Annotated in this window: 23 protein-coding genes; 10 read left to right on the top strand and 13 right to left on the bottom strand. The window is 62.2% G+C overall.

Annotated elements, in window-relative coordinates; genetic code table 11:
• Together AC4DF4_RS11305 and AC4DF4_RS11300 are read left to right on the top strand one after the other, a co-directional pair.
• The coding region (locus tag AC4DF4_RS11305; RefSeq protein WP_490048219.1) for a helix-turn-helix domain-containing protein at window positions 1-353 on the top strand (353 nt) is incomplete at its 5' end.
• Window positions 354-473: 120 nt separating this feature from the next.
• Window positions 474-878 (top strand): NADH-quinone oxidoreductase subunit A, encoded by a 405-nt coding sequence (locus AC4DF4_RS11300; protein WP_490048218.1) that lies wholly within the window; start codon window positions 474-476, stop codon window positions 876-878.
• 24 nt (window positions 879-902) lie between these two features.
• Here AC4DF4_RS11300 and yidC read toward each other — a convergent pair whose 3' ends face one another.
• The 4 genes from yidC to rpmH are packed head-to-tail and all read right to left on the bottom strand — an operon-like array spanning window position 903 to window position 3671.
• Entirely contained in the window at window positions 903-2756 is a 1854-nt protein-coding gene (gene yidC, locus AC4DF4_RS11295) for a membrane protein insertase YidC (protein WP_490048217.1), read from the bottom strand.
• A gap of 17 nt (window positions 2757-2773) precedes the next feature.
• A complete protein-coding gene (gene yidD, locus AC4DF4_RS11290; RefSeq protein ID WP_490048216.1) occupies window positions 2774-3079 on the bottom strand; it encodes a membrane protein insertion efficiency factor YidD in 306 nt (101 codons plus the stop codon).
• Window positions 3076-3441 carry a ribonuclease P protein component gene (gene rnpA / locus AC4DF4_RS11285; protein WP_490048215.1) on the bottom strand — a complete coding sequence of 122 codons (366 nt, stop codon included), beginning with the start codon at window positions 3439-3441 and terminating at the stop codon, window positions 3076-3078. Before rnpA ends, yidD begins: the two co-directional genes overlap by 4 nt.
• Before the next feature lie 44 nt (window positions 3442-3485).
• On the bottom strand, window positions 3486-3671 hold the full coding sequence (gene rpmH, locus AC4DF4_RS11280) for a 50S ribosomal protein L34 (RefSeq protein WP_490048214.1): 186 nt from the start codon (window positions 3669-3671) through the stop codon (window positions 3486-3488).
• A 359-nt stretch (window positions 3672-4030) separates the two neighbouring features.
• Here rpmH and moaA point away from each other — a divergent pair, with 359 nt between their 5' ends.
• The 6 genes from moaA (at window position 4031) to AC4DF4_RS11250 (ending at window position 9642) form a co-directional block, all read left to right on the top strand.
• Window positions 4031-5032, top strand: coding sequence for a GTP 3',8-cyclase MoaA (gene moaA / locus AC4DF4_RS11275; protein ID WP_490048213.1), 1002 nt, complete (start codon window positions 4031-4033; stop codon window positions 5030-5032).
• Window positions 5033-5119: 87 nt separating this feature from the next.
• On the top strand, window positions 5120-6262 hold the full coding sequence (locus tag AC4DF4_RS11270; RefSeq protein WP_490048212.1) for an ABC transporter substrate-binding protein: 1143 nt from the start codon (window positions 5120-5122) through the stop codon (window positions 6260-6262).
• 54 nt (window positions 6263-6316) lie between these two features.
• A complete protein-coding gene (locus tag AC4DF4_RS11265; protein WP_490048211.1) occupies window positions 6317-7228 on the top strand; it encodes a branched-chain amino acid ABC transporter permease in 912 nt (303 codons plus the stop codon).
• Complete coding sequence (locus tag AC4DF4_RS11260; protein WP_490048210.1) at window positions 7228-8151, top strand: branched-chain amino acid ABC transporter permease; 924 nt, start codon at window positions 7228-7230, stop codon at window positions 8149-8151. Before AC4DF4_RS11265 ends, AC4DF4_RS11260 begins: the two co-directional genes overlap by 1 nt.
• A complete protein-coding gene (locus AC4DF4_RS11255; RefSeq protein WP_490048209.1) occupies window positions 8148-8942 on the top strand; it encodes an ABC transporter ATP-binding protein in 795 nt (264 codons plus the stop codon). The genes AC4DF4_RS11260 and AC4DF4_RS11255 overlap by 4 nt, the downstream gene beginning before the upstream one ends.
• Window positions 8935-9642: an ABC transporter ATP-binding protein gene (locus AC4DF4_RS11250; protein WP_490048208.1), complete on the top strand. Its 708-nt coding sequence runs from the start codon at window positions 8935-8937 to the stop codon at window positions 9640-9642. Before AC4DF4_RS11255 ends, AC4DF4_RS11250 begins: the two co-directional genes overlap by 8 nt.
• Here AC4DF4_RS11250 and AC4DF4_RS11245 read toward each other — a convergent pair whose 3' ends face one another.
• From AC4DF4_RS11245 to AC4DF4_RS11230, 4 genes are all read right to left on the bottom strand, one after another.
• Window positions 9643-10707 carry a TerC family protein gene (locus tag AC4DF4_RS11245; RefSeq protein WP_490048207.1) on the bottom strand — a complete coding sequence of 355 codons (1065 nt, stop codon included), beginning with the start codon at window positions 10705-10707 and terminating at the stop codon, window positions 9643-9645.
• Window positions 10708-10787: 80 nt separating this feature from the next.
• Window positions 10788-12068: a class II aldolase/adducin family protein gene (locus AC4DF4_RS11240; protein WP_490048206.1), complete on the bottom strand. Its 1281-nt coding sequence runs from the start codon at window positions 12066-12068 to the stop codon at window positions 10788-10790.
• A 3-nt stretch (window positions 12069-12071) separates the two neighbouring features.
• On the bottom strand, window positions 12072-12374 hold the full coding sequence (locus tag AC4DF4_RS11235) for a hypothetical protein (protein ID WP_490048205.1): 303 nt from the start codon (window positions 12372-12374) through the stop codon (window positions 12072-12074).
• Window positions 12375-12407: 33 nt separating this feature from the next.
• The gene (locus tag AC4DF4_RS11230; RefSeq protein WP_490048204.1) at window positions 12408-14144 is read right to left on the bottom strand and encodes an ABC transporter ATP-binding protein; all 1737 of its coding nucleotides are present in this window, start codon (window positions 14142-14144) and stop codon (window positions 12408-12410) included.
• A 99-nt stretch (window positions 14145-14243) separates the two neighbouring features.
• Between AC4DF4_RS11230 and AC4DF4_RS11225 the strand changes: the two genes are divergently transcribed.
• Window positions 14244-14984 (top strand): sulfite exporter TauE/SafE family protein, encoded by a 741-nt coding sequence (locus AC4DF4_RS11225; protein ID WP_490048203.1) that lies wholly within the window; start codon window positions 14244-14246, stop codon window positions 14982-14984.
• Window positions 14985-15188: 204 nt separating this feature from the next.
• Here AC4DF4_RS11225 and AC4DF4_RS11220 read toward each other — a convergent pair whose 3' ends face one another.
• Window positions 15189-15590, bottom strand: a complete 402-nt coding sequence (locus AC4DF4_RS11220) for a DNA-3-methyladenine glycosylase (RefSeq protein ID WP_490048202.1) — start codon at window positions 15588-15590, stop codon at window positions 15189-15191.
• Window positions 15591-16034: 444 nt separating this feature from the next.
• Between AC4DF4_RS11220 and AC4DF4_RS11215 the strand changes: the two genes are divergently transcribed.
• Window positions 16035-16379 (top strand): zinc ribbon domain-containing protein YjdM, encoded by a 345-nt coding sequence (locus tag AC4DF4_RS11215; RefSeq protein ID WP_490048201.1) that lies wholly within the window; start codon window positions 16035-16037, stop codon window positions 16377-16379.
• On the opposite strand, the gene AC4DF4_RS11210 is transcribed toward AC4DF4_RS11215, so the two are convergent.
• From AC4DF4_RS11210 to fabG, 4 genes are all read right to left on the bottom strand, one after another.
• Window positions 16380-18782: a heavy metal translocating P-type ATPase gene (locus tag AC4DF4_RS11210; RefSeq protein ID WP_490048200.1), complete on the bottom strand. Its 2403-nt coding sequence runs from the start codon at window positions 18780-18782 to the stop codon at window positions 16380-16382. It abuts the gene before it with no gap.
• Between the two features lie 118 nt (window positions 18783-18900).
• On the bottom strand, window positions 18901-19917 hold the full coding sequence (locus AC4DF4_RS11205) for a glutamine synthetase beta-grasp domain-containing protein (RefSeq protein ID WP_490048199.1): 1017 nt from the start codon (window positions 19915-19917) through the stop codon (window positions 18901-18903).
• Window positions 19918-20617: 700 nt separating this feature from the next.
• A complete protein-coding gene (gene sixA / locus AC4DF4_RS11200; protein WP_490048198.1) occupies window positions 20618-21100 on the bottom strand; it encodes a phosphohistidine phosphatase SixA in 483 nt (160 codons plus the stop codon).
• 50 nt (window positions 21101-21150) lie between these two features.
• Window positions 21151-21901: 3-oxoacyl-[acyl-carrier-protein] reductase (fabG, locus tag AC4DF4_RS11195; RefSeq protein ID WP_490048197.1), on the bottom strand; the 751-nt coding region annotated here is incomplete at its 5' end.

The raw sequence follows: 21901 nt of genomic DNA, 5'->3' as shown, positions 1-21901 counted from the left end.
CATGCGCGAGTTGTGCCCGAAGGCGCAGAACATGTGCAGTAATTTGGCTCAATCAGCTGAAAACCAGATTTTTGCCGATTTTTAAAAATCCGCCGTGGCTTATCGCCAAGCGCATCGCCGAGTTGCGTAGCCAAAAAGGCTTCACGCAACGCGATTTGGCTCGTTTGCTCGCTAGAGAACACGGGTTGGTGAGCAGGATCGAAACCTGCGAGCGAAGGGTGGATCTGGTAGAACTCATTCAAATTTTCACTGCGATCGGTTGCGATGTGGAATTTGAAATCGGGCGTTTGGTGGCGGATTTGCTGGAAATCACCACGCCTGACGAACCCGGCCTCCCGAAGGCAAGTCCGTAGGTCAAAAGTCGGGGAGCGGCTTCAATTCTACAGACATTTGGCTTGATTCGGTGGCCTGTGCGACTGCAAATAAATCTAGCCTCTGACAATAGTAAATCCCCATCCTAGAAATCCCAGCTTATGAATCACCCCTATTTACCGGTTCTGATTTTCTTTGCCGTGGCGCTGATGGTGCCCATCGGTTCGCTCGTTCTCGCCCGTGTTTGGATGACGTTTTTCACGCCGATCAAGCGCGGCAAGGAAAAGAACGCGCTCTACGAATGCGGTGTGAACCCGCTCGCCGAGCGGCAGACGCGCTTCCATTCGCAATACTATCTGTTCGGCCTGCTGTTCCTGCTGTTTGACGTGGAAACGGTTTTCCTGCTCCCGTTCGCCGTGGCGTTTCTCAAGCTGCCAGTCGGCGCGTTTCTGGTAGCCATGCTGTTCCTGCTCCTGCTCGCGGAAGGCCTTCTCTGGGCCTGGAGCAAGGGCCTGTTAAATTGGCGCGGTCCCGCGAAGCCCAAGTTCACCCTTTACAGCGAGTGATTTCCGCGCCGCGCTCCGGGTCGCTCAACCGCCGGTCCGCGGGGGACGCTTCTTCTTGGAATCCGGCGTCACGTCGCGCATGCCGCCCTGGCTTTTGGCCTTCTGGGCTTTTTGCATCTCCGCCTGGCGGGCCGCCATCCGCTGGACCCAGGACTGCTTGTCGGTTCCGGTGCGGGCCTTGAGCTCGGGCTCGGGCACCTTGTTCATCAGCCAGGTCTGACCGATGGAGAAGATGTTCTGGGTGGTCCAATAGAGCGCGAGCGCGGAGGCGAAGTTATAACAGAAGAAGAAGAACATGAACGGCATGAACATGATGATCTTCTGTTGCATGGCGTCGCCGGTCTTGGGCGTCATCTTGATTTGCAGGAAGCTGGAAATCGCCATGACGACGGGGAGGATGTTGATCGGCACGCCGGAGATGTGCATGAGCGTGTCCGGCTGCGAGAGGTCGTCCACCCACAGGAAGCCCTGGCCGCGGAGCTCGACGGCGTATTGGAGCATCCGGTAGAAACCGAAGAAGATCGGGATCTGGATGAGCATCGGGAGGCAGCCGCCGAGCGGGTTGATCCCGAATTTCCGATAGAGCCCCATGGTCTCGGTGTTGATTTTGTTCGGATCGTCCGCGTATTTCTCTTTGATCTTGGCCATCTCCGGTTGGAGCTTGGCCATCCGCTTCATGGTGTGGGTGGACTTGGCGTGGAGCGGCCAGATGATGATGCGGACGGTGATGGTCAGGAAGATGATGGCGAGGCCCCACGACCAGTTTTTGGCGACTTGGTCCAGCAGGCTGTGGAAGGTATTGAGCAGCCAGTTGAGCGGGCCGGAGACCCACCAGAACCAGCCGTATTGCATGACCTCGCCCCAGCCGATGCCCCAGGCGCTGTCCATTTTCTGGAGCATCGCGTTGTGCTTGGGTCCGATGAAGACGAGGTAGTTGAGGGTGAGCGGTTGGCCGGGATTGAGGGAAACCGGGGGAAGTTGGAGTCCGGCATGGACGGCGGTAACCGTGGCCTCTCCGGCGGCGATGCTGACTTGGGTGGATTTCGCCCAGACTTGGGTGAGGGCGGGTTCGGCCGGGCGGATGACGGTTGCGAAGAACTGGTTAGTGACCCCGGCGAACTTTACCGGCTTCACGCTGTCGCTTTTCATGAGCGACTTGGCGGAGCTGAACATGCCGCCCGTGAATCCGGAGCCGTCCTTGAAATCGATGCCTCCGTTTTCGCTCCAGAAGAATCCGGTTTGCTGGCCGACTTCGGCTTGATAGAGCGGGGAGGCCTCGCCCATGAAGAGGCTCCATTGGCCGAGGTTGGTGGCGATGGTGGCCGAGTTTTCGAGCTTGAGTTCGAAATCGAGCATGTAGTTGGAACCGGCTTTGCCTGCTTCCGCCAGCGAGAACGATTTTTTCGCGATCAATCCCGAAGGCAGCTTGGCAATAAACACGGCCTTCTTTCCTGCCACGGATTCGTCGGCTTTGTAGGCGTAAGGGACGTTTTCCAAAGTTTCGCCAGCGCCTGCCAGGCCGCCGATCGGGCCGATGCCGTAACGGTTGGCTTGGACGAGTTCGGTCTTGCTGCCGACTTGGAACTGTTTCTTGAACTCGGCGAATTTTATGCCGCCTCCGATGTTGGTGAGTGTGAAGGCAACGTCTTCGTTTTCGAGAACGACGGTTTCCTCCTCGGTCGGCGGCGGGGGCGGCTCGACGGTGAGTTCCGCGGTAGTGGTGGCGGGAACGCCGGGTGCGGGGAGACTCTTTTGCAAGGCTTGCTCGCGGGCGCGGAGCTCGGCTTGTGCGGCGGCGTTCTTGCTGGAGTAGTAGAGGTTGGCGGCGAGCAGGCCGCCGCAGAGGGCGAGGATGACCCAGGTTTTACGATCGTACATGGAGGCGTGGTGGAAAGTTAGAGGTGAGGTGTTTCGCGGTGGCGCGAGCAGCAATGCTTTTCAGTTACCGGCGCGCCGGGCGACGGGACGGGGTCATAACCGCAGCCACCCCATGGATGACAGCGGAAAATCCGACAAATTCCATGCCACGAGCCGAGGAACGGGCCGAGGGCGTCCACCGCTTGGAGGAAATAGTTCGAGCAGCTCGGCGTGTAGCGGCAGCCCATGGCGGGGCCGGAGACAGCTTTCAACATCGGGTTGAGAACCCGCTGATAGAAGCGGATCAGGAGACGAATCACGGTGCTGACAAATCGCGAGATCACGATTTTTGGGCGGGGCGGGGGAACAGGCCGAGCCGCTTGGCTTGCCGCACCCAGTCTTCCTCCAGTTCGGCGAAGGTCGCCTTGGAGGCACCCGGCCGGGCGATGGTGACGAGGTAGCGGCGGATTTCCACAAATGCGGGGGCGTGGGACTGGACGAGCGAGCGGAACCGGCGGCGCAGCAGGCTGCGGTCGTGGGCCTTGCCGCTGCGCTTGGTGGTGATGAAGCCGGTGCGGATCGTGGTGAGCGACGGATCAGGCAGAGTGCTTAAAATAACAAACCGGCCGGCTTTCGCCTGACCGGTGGTTTTGACCCGCGCGAAGTCCGCGCGTTGGGTCATGCTGGATGTCCGCGGGAGTCGCATGGCGGGGATGCTGTGGACTCCCGTGACTGCCTGAGGGCGGAGCCTCAGTTGCCGTGCTGCGTCGTGTGACGGCTGTATTGAATCTCAACACCCTTTGGAATCAGGCGCTTGCGGCCTTTTTGGCGGCGGCGGCGAATGATGTCGCGGCCGGATTTGGTGGCCATGCGGGCCCGGAAGCCGAATTGGTTTTTCCGTGTGCGCTTGGATGGCTGATAAGTGCGTTTGCTCATGGCTTGGGCCTCAAATAAAGGTTCGTGATCCGTCCGGTTGCCGGCTCGGGGCGCGCACTCTAGGTACCGGAAGCGGCTTGTCAACCCGCCAATGGCAGGAAAATGAGATTTTTAAGCGGGCGGCGGTGTCTTGCTTCAAGTCTGCTGATTATCAGCAGATTAGGTGGTTTGTCGAAATGATCGGCGGTTGCAAGGCGGGTGATAATGCTCTCGGACGGGCGAAAAGACGCGCCGCGCGGAGTGCCAGCCGCCGGCGGAGGCAAAGGGCGATTTGAATTCCACCCCGCGGGAGGCGATAGCGATGGCGGGACGATTCATTGGGGATTGCGGTCGGGCCGAGATCGGTCATCGTTCCGGCGATGGACCTGCCGATGGATTTTCTGGGACGCGGACTGCGCGATTTGCGGATCTCGGTGACGGATCGCTGCAATTTCCGCTGCCGCTACTGCATGCCGGTGGAGGTGTTCGGTCCGGGTCATGCGTTCATGCCGCGGGAGGAGTTGCTGACGTTTGAGGAAATCGTCAGTCTGGTGGGAACTTGGGTCCCGCTGGGAATTGAAAAGATCCGGCTGACCGGCGGCGAGCCGCTGCTGCGGCGCGGGTTGGAGGATCTGGTGGCGATGCTGGCGACGGTGGAGGGCGTGAAGGACATCGCGGTCACGACGAACGGCGTCTTGCTCGCGCATCATGCGGAGGCGCTCGCGCTGGCGGGGCTGAGTCGGGTGACGGTGAGTCTTGACGCGTTAGATCCGGAGATTTTCGCGGAAATGAACGGGGTGGGCGCGAAGGTGGAGCGGGTGCTGGCCGGGATCAGCTCGGCGCAGGCGTTCGGGTTGCCGGTGAAGGTGAACGCGGTGATCCAGCGCGGCGTGAACGAGGGGGAAATCCTGCCGCTCGCCCGCTGGGCCAAGTCCGCCAGAGTGGACCTGCGCTATATTGAATACATGGACGTGGGCGAGACGAACGGCTGGAAACTCGGCGAGGTGATCTCGGGTGATGAAATTTTATCGGTTCTAGCCGGAGAGTTCCCGTTGGTGCCACGTGACCCGGCGTATCGCGGCGAGGTCGCCGCCCACTGGAGCCACGGCGACGGGGCGGGCGAGATCGGACTGATCCGCTCGGTGACCAAGCCGTTTTGCAGCGATTGCCAGCGGCTGCGGTTGTCCGCGGACGGGAAGATTTTCACCTGCCTGTTCGCGGCGGAGGGCCACGACCTGCGGGGGATATTGCGGAGCGGGATGGATTCCTCCGTCCTCGCGGAAACGGTGCGCTCGATCTGGCAGACGCGGGCGGACCGCTATTCCGAAGAGCGCGGGCGGGGCGGGCTGCCCAAGGCGGAGATGAGCTATCTGGGCGGGTAGGGGGTGACGTGGCGGGCATGAAATATGCTGTTGCACTCGGTAGGGCGGCTACCTAAATTCCGCGCTTCGCTCGCCAATCGTTCCCGCATGAAACCTTTCCAACTGATTTTCGCCACTGCCGCCTCGCTTGTCAGCCTGCTCTCGCTCCCGAGTTGCAAGTCCGGAGGCGGTGACACGATCAAGGTCGGGGAATTCGCCTCGCTCACCGGCAAGGAAGCGACATTCGGCACCTCCTCGCATGAAGGCACGCTCCTTGCCATCGAGCAGGTCAACGCGGCGGGCGGCGTGCTCGGCAAGAAACTCGAGCTGCTCACCGAGGACGACCAGACCAAAGCCGGCGAACCCGCCAACGCGGTCAACAAGCTCATCTCCAAGGACGGCGTGGTCGCGATCCTCGGCGAAGTCGCTTCCAGCCGCTCGCTCGAAGCCGCACCGATCTGCCAGCAAAACAAGATTCCCATGATCTCGCCGGCTTCCACCAACCCGACGGTCACCAAAGAGGGTGACTACATTTTCCGCGTCTGCTTCAACGACACCTTCCAAGGCGGCGCGCTCGCCAACTTCGCCAGCGGCACGCTGAAAGCGAAAAAAGTCGCGATCCTCACCGACGTGAAGAGCGACTACAGCAAGGGCCTCGCCAAGAGCTTCAAGGAGAAGTTCACCACCAGCGGTGGCACCGTCGGCATCGAGCTCGACTTCAACGGCGGCGACAAGGATTTCAAGGGCCAGCTCACCGCCATCAAGAGCGACGCGCCGGACGCGATCTTCCTTCCCGGATATTATAACGACGTCGCGCTCATCTGCATCCAGGCCAAGCAGCTCGGCATGAACATCCCGATCTTCGGCGGCGACGGCTGGGAGAGCGAGAGCCTGCTCACCATTGGCAAGGACGCGGTGGAAGGCCATTATTTCTCGACCCATTGCTCGATCGAGCAGCCGACTCCGGAAATGACCGCGTTCGTGGGTGCCTACAAAAAGCGCTTCAACGGCAAGTCTCCCGATGCGATGGCCGTCCTTGGTTATGACTCCGCGATGGTCCTCGTCGATGCGATCAAGCGTGCTAACACCACCGAGTCCGCCGCCCTGCGCGACGCGATCGCCGCCACCAAGGATTTCTCCGGAGCCAGCGGCAACTTCTCGCTCAATGCCGACCGCGACGCCGTGAAGGCCCTCGTTTTCATCCAGATCAAAGGCGGCAAGTTCACCTACAACGCGACGGTGAATCCTTGAGGTTGAGAACGGCCGATTTCTAATTTTCCCGCAACTCTCAACTGACAGCCGCACTTGGATTGGTTCCTTCAGCAAACGATTAACGGGCTCGGGCTGGGGGCGATTTACGCGCTCATCGCGTTGGGATACACGATGGTTTACGGCGTGCTGCGCTTCATCAACTTCGCCCACAGTGATGTGCTGATGCTCGGCGCGTTCACCGCGTTTTACATCGCGCCGAAGATCGAGAAGCTGCTCGGCTCGCAGTCGGCGCTGGCCTGCATCATGGTCTTCATCGTCGCCGCGGCGCTGTGTGCTTGCCTCGGCATGCTGATTGAAAAGCTGGCTTACCGGCCCTTGAGAAACCGACCGAAGCTCGCCGTGCTGATCACCGCCATCGGCGTTTCGCTGCTCATCGAGTTCACCGCGCAGAACGAGAAGGTCTTCGGAGCCGCGCCGCAGCCGTTCCCGCAACTGCTGCCGGAGCAGGCGATCCATCTGGGCAACCTCGTCATTTCCAGCAACGACGTGCTCACGGTGGGAGTGACCATCGTTCTGCTCGTGGCGATGTGGTTCATCGTGCAGAAAACCCGCGTCGGCACCGCGATGCGCGCCGTTTCCTACAACCAGCAGGCCGCCTCGCTGATGGGCGTGCCGGTGGACCGGATCATCTCGTTCACCTTCGGCCTCGGCTCCGCGCTCGCCGCCATCGCCGGGATTCTCTACGCGATCAAGGCTCCCGGCATCGAGCCGCTGATGGGCGTGCAGCCCGGCCTCCGCGCGTTCGTCGCCGCGGTGCTCGGCGGCATCGGTAATCTCCCCGGCGCGGTGCTCGGCGGCGTGCTGCTAGGTTTGCTGGAAACCTTCGCCGGCGGCATCCCCGAGTTGTCGAACTACCGCGACGCCATCGCCTTCGGCATCCTCATCCTCATCCTCCTGTTAAAACCTGCCGGTCTCCTGGGCCGCTCTTCCGTCGAGAAAGTCTGATGCCGTTCCCCGGAGCAAAACGCTGGCTGTTGCTAGGGATCGCACTCGCGATCCTCGCTTCCTATTTCACCCCGCAGTTCAACCGCTACTACCTCGGCGTCGTCATCGATGTCGGCATCGCGATCATCCTCGCGACCAGCCTCAACCTGATCAACGGCCACACCGGCCAGTTCAGCCTCGGCCATGCCGGGTTCATGGCCGTCGGCGGATTCTTCTCGGCGTGGATCTCGCTGCAAGTCGGCGACGCCGCCAACGCGATCTGGTATTTCCCGCTGGCGCTCGTCGCTGGTGGTTTGCTCGCCGCCGCGGTCGGATTGTTAGTCGGCGTGCCTTCGCTTCGCTTGCGTGGCGACTACCTCGCCATTGTCACCCTCGGCTTCGGGGAAATCATCCGGGTCGTCGCCCAGAACACTGAAGCCATCGGTGCGGCCAGCGGACTCAAGGGCATCCCGAAATTCACCAACCTCGGCTGGACCTTCGGCTTCGCCGCCATCACGATTTACGCGATTTCCGCGCTGGTGAACTCCACCTACGGTCGCGGTTTCATCGCCGTGCATGATGATGAAATCGCCGCCGAGTCCAACGGCGTCGATACCACACGGACCAAGGTGACCGCCTTCGTCACCGGCGCGTTCTTCGCCGGAATCGCCGGCGGCTTGTATGCTCATCACAAGCAATTCCTCTCGCCCACCGGCTTCGACTGGCTGAAATCCATCGACATCGTGGTGATGGTCATCCTCGGCGGCATGGGCCGGACCGTGGGCGTCATCGCCGCCGCCATCCTGCTCACGTTGATGCCCGAGTTGCTTCGCGATTTCTCGGAATACCGGATGATCATCTACGCCCTGCTCATCATTCTGCTGATGCTGCTGCGTCCCGCGGGATTGTTTTCCTTCAACTTCAAACGCCGCAGCCACTCATGAACGCGCCGTTGCTCGAGCTTGAAAAAGCCACCATCAAGTTCGGCGGCCTCACCGCCGTTAGCGAGCTCAGCCTTTCCGTCGGCGATGGCGAGCTCGTCGGCCTGATCGGTCCGAACGGCGCGGGCAAGACCACCGCCTTCAACATGATCACCGGCGTCTATCGGCCCACCTCTGGCGCGATCCGCCTCGCCGGAAAAGACACGCTCGGCATCAAGCCTAACCGCCTCGCCGGGGCCGGCATCGCCCGCACCTTCCAGAACATCCGGCTCTTCCGCAGCCTCAGCGTGCTCGACAACATCCGCGTCGCCGCGCGCCTCCACAATGGAGAGGGTTATTTTAGCGCCCTTTGGCGCGGCAAAGGCTGGAAAACCGCCGAAGCCGAAACCGAAAAGAGCGCCCTCGAACTGCTCGAAATCTTCAACCTCACCCAGCAGCGCGACGAGCTCGCCGTCTCGCTCCCCTACGGTGACCAGCGCCGCCTCGAAATCGTCCGCGCCCTCGCCACCCGCCCCAGGCTCCTCTTGCTAGACGAACCTGCCGCCGGCATGAACCCGTCCGAAAAAGACGACCTGATGCGCCTCATCCGCTTCGTCAAGGAGCGCTACAACCTCGCCGTCCTGCTCGTCGAGCACGACATGAAAGTCGTCATGGGCATCTGCGAGCGCATCGCCGTCCTCGAATACGGCATCAAGATCGCCGAGGGAACGCCGAAGGAAATCCAACGCCACCCGAAAGTTATCGAAGCCTATCTCGGCGCGGCAGCCACCCCCACCGATCCCGGTCATGCTTGAGATTGAAAATCTACACGTCTCCTACGGCGCGATCAAAGCCCTCCACGGCGTCAGCCTCAAGGTGCCGCAGGGTGGCATCGTCACGCTGATCGGTGCTAACGGCGCGGGGAAATCGACGACGCTGCGGGCGCTGTCCGGGCTGGTGAAGCCGGCGTCCGGCTCGATCCGTTATGACGGCCGGGAAATTTCCAAGCTGCCGCCCGAGAGGATCGTGGCGGGCGGGCTTTGCCACGTGCCCGAGGGCCGCATGGTTTTCGCGAACCTGACGGTGCATGAAAACCTCAAGATGGGCGCTTACCTCCAGCGCGACCGCAAGTGGATCGCGGAGCAAACGGAGTATGTCTTCGGCCTGTTTCCCCGGCTCAAGGAGCGCGAGAACCAATCCGCCGGCACGCTTTCCGGGGGCGAGCAGCAGATGTTAGCGATTGGTCGCGCGTTGCTGAGCAGGCCGAAGTTCCTGATGCTCGACGAGCCGTCGCTCGGCATCGCGCCGCTGCTGGTGAAGACGATTTTCGAACGGATCGTGGAGATCAACCGCGAGCAGGGACTGACCATTTTGCTCGTCGAGCAGAACGCCAATCTCGCGCTCGATATCTCCAGCTATGCCTACGTTTTGGAAACCGGGAAGATTCTCATCGAAGGTCCGTCCGCCCAAGTGAAGGCCGACCCGCAAGTGCAGGCCGCCTATCTCGGGGCCTAGTCAGCGGTTTTCGCTTTTCGGTCTCACTAGCCATGAGGTGATCACGCCGGTCGCGAGAATGCCCAGGATCACCGCGAGGATGGTAAGGTTGAACGAGTCGCCGAGCCAGAGTTTGAGCCACTTGGCGGCGAGCATTTTCACGCCGACGACCAGCAGGATCAGCGAGAGCGCGGGCTTGAGGTAGCGGAACTGCGAGATCATCCCGGCCAGCGCGAAATACAGCGAGCGCAGGCCGAGGATGGCGAAGACGTTGCTGGTGAATACGAGGAAGGGGTCCGCGGTGATCGAGAAAATCGCGGGGATGGAATCGACGGCGAAGATCAGGTCGGTCACCTCGACCAGCACGAGCGCGACGGCGAGAGGGGTGAGCAGCCATTTGCCGTGAGGCGCGGCGTCCACCACGGGATCGGCCACGACGGCGGCGCCGGGCTCGGCGGTCTCGTGGGCGTTCGGGCTGCCGGCCTTCACCAGGAAATGCTGGCCGTGATAGTTGCGGGTGATCGGGAAATGTTTTTGCAGCCAGCGGACGAGCGGGTTGTTTTCCGGATGCTCTTCCTTTTCCTTCATGAACAACATTTTCAGCGCGGTGAGGATCAGGAACACGCCGAACACGTAGAGCACCCAGTGGAAATTGTGCACCAGCGCGGAGCCGACGCCGATCATCGCGCCGCGCATCACCAGCGCGCCGAGGATGCCCCAGAACAAGACCCGGTGCTGATAGCGCGCGGGCACTGCGAGCGAGCCGAAGACCATCGCGATGACGAAGATGTTGTCCACGCTCAGCGATTTCTCCACCACGTATCCGGTGAGATACTTGGTGGCGGCGAGTTTGCCGTTATTGACCAGGCCGTCCACGCTGTCAGGTGTCAGGCCGAGCCCGTACCATTGTCCGTTGTAGGCGAAATAAACCAGCACCGAAAATGACAGCCCGAGGGTGATCCACACCGCCGACCAGGCGATGGATTCCTTGAAGCCGACGATGTGGGACTTCCGGTGAAACACGCCGAGATCGAGCGCTAACATGACGAAGACGAAACCGATGAAGACAAGCCAGGGGACAATCATAGAGGTAGGTGGGATGGGAGGATGCGGGCGGAGGGCGGCGGATAGCTATTGGAAAACCGTCAGGAAATTCCAACGGATGCTTATTTGAGGAAGGCTTGGATGAGTTCCTCGATGACCTCGTCTCCCATCGGCCGCACCTCGCCGAGCGAGCGGCTGAGGATGACGGCCTCGGCGGTGGATTCGAGGACTTCGAGGCGGTCGAAGGCGTCGAGGATGGTTTTGCCTAACACCAGCGCGCAGTCGTTCTCGATGAGCGCGATGGGGAACTCCGGAGTCATGGTTTCCGCGATTTTTTCCGGCGCGTCATAGACCCAGGAAAAAGGCAGCACTGCCACGTCGCGGAGGAAGATGTAGCTCTCCGGAATGGTGCGGGTGTCGAGGCGGGCGGCGGAGGCGGAGAACGCGGTGGCGTTGACCGGCGTGGCGTTGACGATGGCGCGGATCTCCGGATGTTTCCGGTAGATGAGCTGGTGGAGATGGCAGGCTTGGCTGGGCTGGGTGCCGCGGGCGCGGCGGCCTTGGTGAATGAGGACGAGCTGGTCAGGCGTGATCGTCGCGCGGTCCACCAGTTTCGAGCTGATGAGGAACGAGTCGTCATCGACCCGCACCGAGAAGCTGCCGGCGTTGCTGGTGAGCAGGCGCTGGTGATAGCCGCGACGGATGAAGTCGCACAACTCGCGGCGCAGCGAGCGTTCCGCGCTGGTGGCGAGGCCGGGATCGAACTCCTCAAGCTCCGACGCGGGTTTCTCGCCGACGGCGAGTTGCTCCGCGGTCAGATATTTCACCGGGCCGAGGGCGCGCGCCTTGATCACGGTCTTGGCGAGGAATTCGAAGGTTTCAAAGCGGCGGAATGCGTCCGCGAAATCCTTGCCGCCCACGACGACGCCGTGGTTTTCCAACATCACGCAATCATGCCCGGCGGCGAAGACGGTGGCGATGCGCTCGCCTAGCAGGTTGCTGCCCGGCAGGGCGTAAGGCGCGAATCCCGGCTCGCCGCAGACCGAATGGGCCTTGGTGAAAAGCCGGGTGTCCGGTGCCTGCCCGCAGATGCTGAAGGCGACGAGCGCCACCGGGTGGGCGTGGACGATGGCGCCGAGGTCGGGCCGCGCGTCGTAGATTTGCTTGTGGAAGGGAAACTCGGAGGAGGGCTTGTGCAGCCCCTCGGTGCTGCCGTCCGGCAGGACGCGGACGATGTCCTCGATGCGCAGCGCGCCCTTGTCCACCCGCGCGGGGGTGATCCAGATCGAACCGTCGGCGTCTCGGATCGAGAGGTTTCCGCCGGAAGTGGTGGTCATCCGGTATTGATAGATCCGGGCCATTGCCTGGACCAGTCGCTCGGCGGGGTGGCTGATGTCTCTCATGGCTCAGTCCAGTGGAAACTCGCCGTCACCGTCGATGCCGAGCCAGCCGAGGCGGCCGAAGGCGCGGTAGAGCGAGGTGACGGGTTCGCCCTCCTCCTCGCCATCGCCGTGCTCGATGGTGGCGGTGCTGCTGAGGCCGTGGTTGCACTCGATGCTGATGACGGTGGTGTAGCTGTCCAGATAGATCCAGTCGCCCCAGGCCTTGGCTTCGTGGCGGGGCTCGAAGTGTTCCTTGCGCAGCGAGGCGAGGATCTCGGCGATGGTGCTGGGAGCGGCGGAGTCCGGGAGCTTGATGAGTGTTTCCATGAGGAGAGTTGTTGGGTGGGAGACTGGTGGGTTTCAGGCGGCGGGTCGAGGATCGTTAGCGAAGCTGGCTTCGCACAGTTTGGCGTATGCGCCGCCAACCGCAAGGAGTTCGGCGTGGGTTCCTTGTTCGATGAGTTTTCCGTGGTGGAGGACGCAAATGCGGTCTGCCTTCTGCACGGTGGAGAGGCGGTGTGCAATGACAAAGCAGGTGCGGTCCGAGCGCAGGTTTTCAAGCGCTTGCTGGACAAGGCGTTCGGTGGTGTTGTCGAGGGCGGACGTGGCTTCGTCGAGGAGCAGCAGCGGGGGATTTTTCAGCAGCGCGCGGGCGATGGAGAGGCGTTGTTTCTCGCCGCCGGAAAAGCGGCCGCCGCGCTCGCCGGCGATGGTGTCGAGGCCGTCGGGACCGGTGCGGACGAAGCTAGCAGCATTGGCCGCTTCGAGGGCCGACCAGATTTCCTCGTCGCTGGCGTCGTGCTTGGCGAGCAGGAGGTTCTCGCGCAGGGTGGTGTTGAAGAGGAAGCTTTCCTGGGTGACGTAGCCGAGCTGGTCGCGCAGCCATTCCTTGGAAACTCCGGCCAGCGGGACCCCGTCGATGAGGATGCGGCCGGCGGTCGGTTCGTAAAAGCGGGTGAGCAGGTTGAGGACCGTGGACTTGCCGGCTCCGGTCGCGCCGACGAGGGCGATAGTCTCGCCGGGCAGCGCTTCGAGGGTGAGTCCGTCGATGGCGGGGGCGTGGCCGGCGTAGGTGAAGGAGACGTTTTCAAAGCGCACGTGGCCGCGGAAGCCTTCAGGGCGCTCGCCTTCGGTGAGGTGGGATTCGTCCGGGGTGTCGATGATGGCGAAGATCCGCTTGGCGGAGACGGCGCCACGGGTGAAGGTCTGGGCGAGGGGATTGATGCGGGAAATGGGGTCGAACAGGAACCCCCAGGCGACGAGGAAGGCGATGACGACGCCGGGTGATAGATTTCCGCGCAGCGTCCACCAGGCCCCGCAGGCGACCATCAGGATGATGCCGGACTCGGCGATGAGCGAGACGCCGGGCCAGACGATGGCCTGGCCGCGCATGACGGTCATGTGGCTTTCCCCGACCTTGCGCGAGGCCTTGTCGAAGGTGTCGAGGGCCTTGGGCTCGACGGTGTAGGCCTTGATCTGGCGGATGCCGGATAGATTGTCGTGGAGGATGGCGTTGAGCGCGGACGAGGCCTCGGAGGACGCGCGCCACAGCGGCTCGGAGCGGCGCGCCCACCAGGTGGTGATGACGCCGATGACGGGCAGGGGAATCAAGGTTACCAGTGTGAGCTGCCACGAGTGATAGAGCATGTAGCCGATGATGATGGCGAGCTGCAGCACCGCGGCGATGGCCTGGTCCACGCCCTCGATGATGACGCGGTCCATGGCGGGCACGTCGTCGGCGACGCGGGACATGATTTCGCCCGACGAGTTGGAATCGAACCATTTCACCGGCAGTCGCTGGAGCTTGTCGTAGAGCTCGACGCGGACGAGGTGGGTGAGTTTGAGCTCCAGCGAGTTGTTCAGATAGGTGCGGAGGGTGAAAAGGAGCTGGCGGACGAAGATGGCGCCGATGCCGAGCGCGGCGGTGGAGAGGATGAGGTCGGGTCGGTTCTTGGCGATGATTTCATCGATGAAACGCATGGTGATGCCGGGCAGGACGAGGACCAGCGAGGTGCAAAGGACGGCCATCAGCAACGAGAGCAAGCTCTGCAGCGGGAAGCGCAAGGTGTGGCGTAGAATCCGCGCGAGGGTGGCCATGCGGCATGATGAACACCGCAGCGGGGGCTTGGGAAGGGGCAAGTCGTACGGTCGTTTGTGCTTGCTGGCACAAGCGATCCGCCGATGGTTCGCGGGGAGATGCTTTCGGATCCGTCGGTTTATGCTTTGGCGCTGTTGGCGGCGTTGTGCATCGGCTTGTCGAAGGCGGGGTTCAGCGGGATCTCGATGGTGTCGGTGGTCTTGCTGGCGGATATTTACGGCTCGAAGGCGTCGGTCGGACTGGCGCTTCCGCTGCTGATCGCGGCGGACCTGATGGCCTATCCGGCGTTTTTGAAACACGGCTCGTGGCGGCCGGTGTGGAAGTTGCTGGGGCCGGCCTTGCTCGGGATCGCCGCGGGATGGTGGGTGCTGGGCGGGATTTCGGAAATCACCGCGCGGCGGGTCATCGGCGGCTGCGTGCTGCTGATGGTGGCGCTGCAGGTGTTCCGGCGCTGGCAGGCGGCGGGCTTCGACCGCATGGCGGGCTCGCAAGGCTTCGGTCTGGGCGCGGGTGTGTTAGGCGGCTTCGCCACGATGCTGGCGAACGCGGCGGGCCCGGTGATCCAGCTCTATCTGATGGCGCGGCGGGTGCCGAAGATGGAGCTCATCGGCATCGGCGCGCGGTTTTTCCTGCTGATCAATCTGATCAAGGTGCCGCTCAACGCGCGGCTGGCGCTGATCACGCCGGAGAGTTTGCTGGAAAACCTCAAGCTGCTGCCTGCGGTGGCGGTGGGAATCGTGGGCGGGAAATGGCTCTTGCAACACGTGCCGCAGGCGGCCTTCGAGTGGATGATCGTGGTGTTCTCCATGCTCGCCGGGCTGCGGATGGTTTTCTGGTGAGCACCCGGCTTCGTGAACTCCAACTAATGAGTTGCCCGATAGGTCGCATAGCGTCTGGCTTGCGCCTGAATCACGTTGCGGGGCACTCCAAAGCGGGCGGCGACCGCATGGACGCGGTGCGAAGCCCGTGACCGGGGAGACATCGAGCTGTTGGAACTCGTCGCCAAGGACCCGCCGCGCTCGCCGGGATACGCGGCGGTTTGTTCAAGGCCTGGAGCTATCAGAATTTCCGGCTGAGCGAGCTCGACGACGGATCGCCAAAGCGCCATGGAAACTCGGTGGCCCGGGAAATGCCGACGCGGCCGCCCGCGCAGGTCTCCACCGCTTCGCTGCGGATGATTCCGCAATCCGGGAGTTCGAGAAAACTCGTGCCGTGCGCTTGGCCGTCAACCGCCCCGGTCCGGCGCCCAGCAAGCGGTCCGCCGCGCCTTCCCGCCGGCCGCGCATTTGCTCGATGCCCGACACCGCTTCCAGCGCCCGGAACAGCACGAAGCCCGATTCATCGTCGCCCTTCACCAGCACATTGAACAACCAGTGCGCGCCGATCAATTCCCGGGCGAAAATCACGGGATTTCTCTCGAAGAATGAAGGTTTGAGCCGGTCCATGGGTGGGTTCGCTTTCCAAATCCCGTCATTCCGCAGGAGTGATCAAGATTCAATAGAAATTCCTTTTATATCTAAAATCCGTGGTGTAGTCATGTCATTCGTAAATCCCCTCAAAGCCATTATCTGAAAATGTATGAATGCTACCCAATACCCGAGCGCGGGCGTGCGGCCCGCGACCCCTAAATCCGCCAAATCCGGATCGCAAAAATCCAAGAACCCATCCGCCGATTCTTCCGCGTCGAGCAAGAACTGGCTGTGTGGCAGTGATGAAAAATGGATCAACCATTACACTGCGGAATGGCAGGCTTTCATTGAAGCGCATTCATCGAAAAGGTCTTGTGCCGCCGGAAACTTCAGCGGAGACGACTCTCTTCCCTGTGTTTGGAACATCCCTGCGGAGTAAGTGCTTGAGTTCGGGCAGGGGGTGGTCTTTCGTGGCCGCCTATGAGCGAAACCGCCTGCCCGATGTGCGAGATGACCGATGTTTTGACCCACTCCGACCACTTCGAGTGCGTCACTTGCGGGCATGATTGGAAAATCGAAGCGCAGTCGGAAGACGCCGCCGCCACGGACCGGATCGTCAAGGACGCCTATGGCAACGTGCTCGCGGATGGCGACGTGGTGGCGATGATCAAGGACTTGAAATTGAAGGGCTCGTCGCAGGTTCTCAAGGTGGGAACCAAGTCGAAGCCGATTCGTCTGGTAGATGGCGATCATGAAATCACCTGCAAAATGGATGGCATCACCATCGGCCTGAAGGCGTGCTTCGTGAAGAAAGTGGTGGCCTGATCAGTGATCTAGCAGTTTGGTTTTTCGCAGGCGGAGTGCGTTGCTGATGACCGAGACGGAACTCAGGCTCATCGCGGCACCCGCGAGGATGGGGCTGAGCAGGATGCCGAAAAACGGATACAGGATTCCGGCGGCCACCGGGACGCCGAGGGTGTTGTAAATGAAGGCGAAGAACAGGTTCTGGCGGATGTTCCGCATCATCGCGCGGCTGAGCGTGATGGCTTGGGCAATGCCGCGGAGATCGCCTTTCACGAGGGTGATGCCGGCGCTTTCCATCGCGACATCGGTGCCGGTGCCCATCGCGATCCCGACGTGGGCGGCGGCGAGGGCGGGCGCGTCATTGATGCCATCGCCGGCCATGGCGACGATGTGACCTTGCTCGCGGAGTTGCCGGACGAACTCGTGTTTGTGCTGCGGTTCGACGCCGGCTTTCACTTGATCGAGGCCGAGGGATCTGGCAACGGCTTGGGCGCTGCGTTCGTTGTCGCCGGTAAGCATGATGATTTCCAACCCGAGCGCGTGCAGCCGGGCGATGGCTTGCGGGGTGGTGGATTTGATAGGATCCGCGATGGCAAGGATGCCCGCGGCTTGGCCGTCGATGGCGGCGAAAATCACGGTGCGGCCTTGGGATTGAAGCTCCGCGGCCTTGATGGCGAGGGTGTCGAATCCGGTGACGGATTGCTGTTGGAGAAATTCAAGTTTGCCGATGATGACCTGGCGTCCGGAGAAATTACCGGTCACTCCGCCGCCGGTGATCGAGTCGAAATCGGTGACTGCCTGCGGCGTGATCCCGCGTTGTTTGGCTCCGTTGATGATGGCGGCGGCGAGGGGATGCTCGCTATTTTGCTCGATGGAGGCGGCCGCGAGGAGGAGGTCGGTTTCGCTCGTGCCATCCGCGGCGATGACTTCGGTGAGGCGGGGTTTGCCCTCGGTGAGCGTGCCGGTTTTATCCACGACGACGGTGGTGACTTTTTCCATCACCTCGATGGCTTCGGCGTTACGGATGAGGATCCCTGCCTGCGCGCCGCGGCCGATGCCGACCATGACGGACATCGGCGTGGCGAGGCCGAGGGCGCAGGGGCAGGCGATGATCAGGACGGCGACCGCGTTGACGATGGCGAAGGCGAGGCGGGGCCCGGGACCGAACGACGACCATAACAGAAACGTGACCAGCGAGACGGCGAGCACCGCCGGGACGAAATAGCCGGCGACCTGGTCCGCCAGCGCCTGGATGGGCGCGCGGCTGCGCTGGGCCTCGGCGACCATTTTCACGATGCGGGCGAGCACGGTGTCGCTGCCGACGCGGCTGGCAGTCATGATGAAACTGCCGGTGGTGTTGAGCGTGCCGCCGGTCACCGGATCGCCGATGGTCTTACTAACGGGCATCGGCTCGCCGGTGATCATGGATTCGTCCAGCGAGGATTGGCCTTCGAGGATGTTACCATCGACCGGGACTTTCTCGCCGGGGCGGACGCGCAGGTTCGCGCCGGCTTGGACGGATTCGAGCGGCACGTCGCGTTCGTTGCCGTCCTCGACGAGGCGCGCGGTCTTGGGCGCGAGATCGAGCAGCGCGCGGATTGCGCTGCCGGTTTTGCCACGGGCGCGGAGTTCGAGGACCTGGCCTAGCAGGACGAGCACGACGATCACCGCGGCGGCCTCGAAGTAGATGGCGACCCGGCCGTGGGAAGCCAGTGATTCGGGAAACACGCCGGGTGCCAACATCACCGCCGCGCTGAAGACGTAGGCGGTGCCGACACCGATGGCGATGAGCGTGAACATGTTGAAGTTCCGGCTAACAAGCGAACGCCAGCCGCGTTTGAAAAACGGCCAACCCGCCCACATCACCACAGGCGTGGAGAGGATGAACTGGGTCCAGCGCGAGGCATCGCCGCTGAGCCGCGGGTCGTGGGCGAGCGAGGGGATCAGGTGGGCCATCGCCAGCAGGAAAACCGGCAACGCCAGCGCCGCGCCGATGCGGAGGCGGCGGGTCATGTCCACCAGTTCGGGGTTTTCCTCCTCGTCCAAGGACTCCGTGACGGGCTCTAACGCCATCCCGCACTTCGGGCAGTCGCCAGCCGCGTCCTGGCGGATTTCCGGGTGCATCGGGCAGGTGTAGATCGTCTTGCCGGCGAATGTCGGGTTCCGTTCCAGCGCCATGCCGCACTTGGCGCACTCGCCGGGTTTGTCGGATTCCATGCCGGGGCACATCGGGCAGAAGAATTTCGCGTCCGCCGCGGGCGCGACCGGGGCGTGATTCCCACCGCAACAGGAGTGAGCTGCCTTGGGTTGGATGAATTTTGCGCGGCAGGACTCGCCGCAGAAATAGTAAGTCTGGCCGTCGCGCTCGGCGCGGAGTGCTGTCGTTTCATCCACGTCCATTCCGCAAATCGGGTCTTTCGCCATGGCTGCTTTTACTTCGTGTGTCGCAAGCTCTTCAAGCAGGGAAAAGGAAAAAGCCGCCTTCCCGGTGTGGAAGACGGCTTTTTGGATGAATCGTTCGGGACGATCCCGGACGGCTAACTCAGGGAGTCGGCACGAGCGAGATGGTCTTGAGAATCCGCGAGGCGATTTGATAGGGGTCGCCTTGGGAGTTCGGACGACGGTCCTCAAGGTAGCCCTTGTAGTCGTTCTGCATGAAGCTGTGAGGAATCCGGACGGACGCGCCACGGTCGGCGAGGCCGTAGGTGAACTTGTCGATCGACTGGGTCTCGTGGAGGCCGGTGAGGCGGAGGTGGTTGTCCGGGCCATAGACGGCGATGTGCTCTTCGCAATGCTCGCCGAAGGCTGCCATGAGCGCTTCGAAGTATGCCTTGCCACCCTTTTCGCGGAGATAGGTGGTGGAGAAATTCGCATGCATGCCGGAGCCGTTCCAGTCGCCCTTGACCGGTTTGCAGTGGTATTCCACGTCGATGCCGTATTTTTCGCAGAGGCGGTTGAGGATGTAGCGGGCGGTCCAGATTTCATCGGCGGCGCGCTTGGAGCCCTTGCCGAAGATTTGGAACTCCCATTGGCCTTTGGCGACCTCGGCGTTGATGCCTTCGTGGTTGATGCCGGCGTCGAGGCAGAGGTCGAGGTGCTCCTCGACGATCTGGCGGGCGATGTCACCGACGGCCTTGTAGCCGGCGCCGCAGTAATACGGGCCTTGCGGGGCGGGGAAGCCATCGGCAGGGAAGCCGAGCGGGCGGCCGTCTTGATAGAGGAAATATTCCTGCTCGAAGCCGAACCATGCGCCGGAATCGTCAAGGATGGTGGCGCGGCCGTTGGTCGGGTGCGGGGTGACGCCGTCGGGCATCATGACCTCGCACATCACGAGGGCGCCGTTCTTGCGGGTGCTGTCCGGATAAATGGCGACTGGCTTGAGCATGCAGTCGGAGCTGCGGCCTTCGGCTTGCTGGGTCGAGCTGCCGTCGAAGCCCCACAACGGGAGTTGCTCGAGGCTTGGAAAGCTGGCGAATTCTTTGACTTGGGTTTTGCTGCGGAGATTCGGCACGGGGGTATAGCCGTCGAGCCAGATGTATTCCAATTTGTATTTGGCCATGATGATGTTGATTTTCAGTGATTAACGGTAATTAGTTTCAGTGATCCCCGGAGATGAAGGCGTTCCTTCACCCGCCGGAGACGGCTGACGCGCATGAAAAAGCATCATGCGTGCCAAGTTTCAAGCCGATTTTGTCAGCCGTGATTTTCACTCTCCGGAGGGGCTGCGACCGCGATGACGATGAGGCTTGTATCGTCGATTCCTGAGTTGTCGATCGCTCGTTTTGGAGGGATGCGGGCGATTTGCTCGAGGAGTGATCAAGCGCCCCGCGCGCGTTTCAGTAGGCTCGTGGAAATCCCTCGCCATCCGGCAGGGCCGGCTCTACGACTGGCGCGTGCTTTTTCCCGCCCCTCCAACCCACGCCATGACCCGCAGAACGCACTTTCCGCCGGACTTGCCCGCGCCATCTGGTTTCTCAGTCACGCCGGCTCAGGCAGGTTCGATCATCACGCAGACACCTTGGACACTCTCACTGAAGCACGATTGGCAGATTTACGCCGACTCATGCTATTACTACGTGCGTGACACCTTTTTCAACGATGGTCAGCGCCGAGCGTTCACTCAGGGTGTTCGGGTTGACGGCAAGACAGGAGAAATTGTGAGACGATGACGCGGTGGTCTGATATTCGATCCGCGATCGGCGCGCCCCGTGGCGCCGTCGCCGGGCTTGGGTTGTTAGGCCGTGGCTTTTACCGGTCCGTCACGACTCGATCTCTCCGGCGAATTTCGGCGGGATGAGATAGAGGAGCGTGCCGCGGCGGGTGGGCGGATTGATTTCGAGGCAGGCGACGGCTCCTTTTTTGACATCGATGCCGCCGCTGGAGATGCCGAGAATCCACTGGATGAGTCCGGAGAAATCCGGCTCGTGGCCGACGATGGCGACGCTCTTGAAGTCGTGAAAAGCGGTGAGTTCCTTGAGCGCGGTTTCCGGGGCCATGCCGCTGGCGAGCCAGCCTTGGATCGTCGCGCCGGGGATTTCGGCGGTCTGGCAGAATTCCTCGGCGGTCTGGCGGGCGCGGACCAGCGGGCTGGTGAGGACGATGTCGGGAAGCTCGCCGGCGGCTTTGAGGAGCTTGGCGGCGCGACGGGCTTGCTTGCGGCCTTTTTCGACGAGGGCTCGCGAAAAATCACCGTCGGGGTGGCTGTCTTCGGCTTTTCCGTGGCGCAGGAGAATGAGCTTCATTCTTTGAAGTATAAGCTGAGGTGCTGAAAACTGAAATGCTGAAATCAGAATCACATGGTCATGCCGCCATCGACGGCGATGACCTGGCCGGTGATGTAACGGGCGGCGGGGCTGGCGAGGAAGGTGACGACCTCGGCGATGTCCTTGGTTTCGCCGAAAACACTGAGCGGGATTTTGGCGATGACCGCGTCCTTGACGGCTTGGGGTAACTCGTCGGTCATGTCGGTGGTGATGAATCCGGGGGCGACGGCGTTGCAGGTGACGCTGCGGCCGGCGAGTTCGCGGGCGACGGCTTTGGTAAAACCGATCAGGCCGGCCTTGCTGGCGGAGTAGTTGGTTTGGCCGGCGTTTCCGATGAGTCCGATGACCGAGGCGATGTTGATGATGCGCGGGTCCTCGGCTTTCATGAGGACGCGCATGAAGGCTTTGACGGTGTTGAAAGCGCCTTTGAGGTTGGTGTCGAGGACGGTGTCCCAGTCCTCTTCCTTCATCCGCATGAGCAGTCCGTCGCGGGTGACGCCGGCGTTGTTGACGAGGATGTTCACGCTGCCGAGTTCGTCGCCGATTTTCTTGGCGAGCTCCTGCACGGCGGCGTGGTCGGCGATGTCCACGGCGTAGGCGGTGGCGGAGCCGGGGAAGGCGGCGTTGATTTCGTCGGCGGCTTTGCCGCAGCTGGATTCGCTGCGGCTGACGACGGCGACCCTGGCTCCCTCGGCGGCGAGGGCGCGGGCGATTTCCTGACCGATTCCGCGGCCACCTCCGGTGACGACGGCGACTTTATTGGCAAAGCGTGACATGCAG

The organism is Luteolibacter sp. (assembly GCF_058122085.1).
Note: the sequence above shows the minus strand (reverse complement) of the source record. Positions and strands in the feature narration are given on the sequence as shown.

What these genes read in the sequence shown, in the direction of transcription:
- AC4DF4_RS11215 (WP_490048201.1), top strand. Translation starts at nt 16,035, where the DNA reads ATGAGCGAAACCGCCTGCCCGATGTGCGAGATGACCGATGTTTTGACC.
- AC4DF4_RS11240 (WP_490048206.1), bottom strand. Translation starts at nt 12,068, where the DNA reads ATGAGAGACATCAGCCACCCCGCCGAGCGACTGGTCCAGGCAATGGCC.
- AC4DF4_RS11225 (WP_490048203.1), top strand. Translation starts at nt 14,244, where the DNA reads ATGCTTTCGGATCCGTCGGTTTATGCTTTGGCGCTGTTGGCGGCGTTG.
- AC4DF4_RS11245 (WP_490048207.1), bottom strand. Translation starts at nt 10,707, where the DNA reads ATGATTGTCCCCTGGCTTGTCTTCATCGGTTTCGTCTTCGTCATGTTA.
- AC4DF4_RS11300 (WP_490048218.1), top strand. Translation starts at nt 474, where the DNA reads ATGAATCACCCCTATTTACCGGTTCTGATTTTCTTTGCCGTGGCGCTG.
- AC4DF4_RS11270 (WP_490048212.1), top strand. Translation starts at nt 5,120, where the DNA reads ATGAAACCTTTCCAACTGATTTTCGCCACTGCCGCCTCGCTTGTCAGC.
- moaA (WP_490048213.1), top strand. Translation starts at nt 4,031, where the DNA reads ATGGACCTGCCGATGGATTTTCTGGGACGCGGACTGCGCGATTTGCGG.
- yidC (WP_490048217.1), bottom strand. Translation starts at nt 2,756, where the DNA reads ATGTACGATCGTAAAACCTGGGTCATCCTCGCCCTCTGCGGCGGCCTG.
- AC4DF4_RS11250 (WP_490048208.1), top strand. Translation starts at nt 8,935, where the DNA reads ATGCTTGAGATTGAAAATCTACACGTCTCCTACGGCGCGATCAAAGCC.
- rpmH (WP_490048214.1), bottom strand. Translation starts at nt 3,671, where the DNA reads ATGAGCAAACGCACTTATCAGCCATCCAAGCGCACACGGAAAAACCAA.
- AC4DF4_RS11260 (WP_490048210.1), top strand. Translation starts at nt 7,228, where the DNA reads ATGCCGTTCCCCGGAGCAAAACGCTGGCTGTTGCTAGGGATCGCACTC.
- AC4DF4_RS11235 (WP_490048205.1), bottom strand. Translation starts at nt 12,374, where the DNA reads ATGGAAACACTCATCAAGCTCCCGGACTCCGCCGCTCCCAGCACCATC.
- AC4DF4_RS11205 (WP_490048199.1), bottom strand. Translation starts at nt 19,917, where the DNA reads ATGGCCAAATACAAATTGGAATACATCTGGCTCGACGGCTATACCCCC.
- AC4DF4_RS11210 (WP_490048200.1), bottom strand. Translation starts at nt 18,782, where the DNA reads ATGGCGAAAGACCCGATTTGCGGAATGGACGTGGATGAAACGACAGCA.
- sixA (WP_490048198.1), bottom strand. Translation starts at nt 21,100, where the DNA reads ATGAAGCTCATTCTCCTGCGCCACGGAAAAGCCGAAGACAGCCACCCC.
- rnpA (WP_490048215.1), bottom strand. Translation starts at nt 3,441, where the DNA reads ATGCGACTCCCGCGGACATCCAGCATGACCCAACGCGCGGACTTCGCG.
- AC4DF4_RS11220 (WP_490048202.1), bottom strand. Translation starts at nt 15,590, where the DNA reads ATGGACCGGCTCAAACCTTCATTCTTCGAGAGAAATCCCGTGATTTTC.
- AC4DF4_RS11255 (WP_490048209.1), top strand. Translation starts at nt 8,148, where the DNA reads ATGAACGCGCCGTTGCTCGAGCTTGAAAAAGCCACCATCAAGTTCGGC.
- AC4DF4_RS11230 (WP_490048204.1), bottom strand. Translation starts at nt 14,144, where the DNA reads ATGGCCACCCTCGCGCGGATTCTACGCCACACCTTGCGCTTCCCGCTG.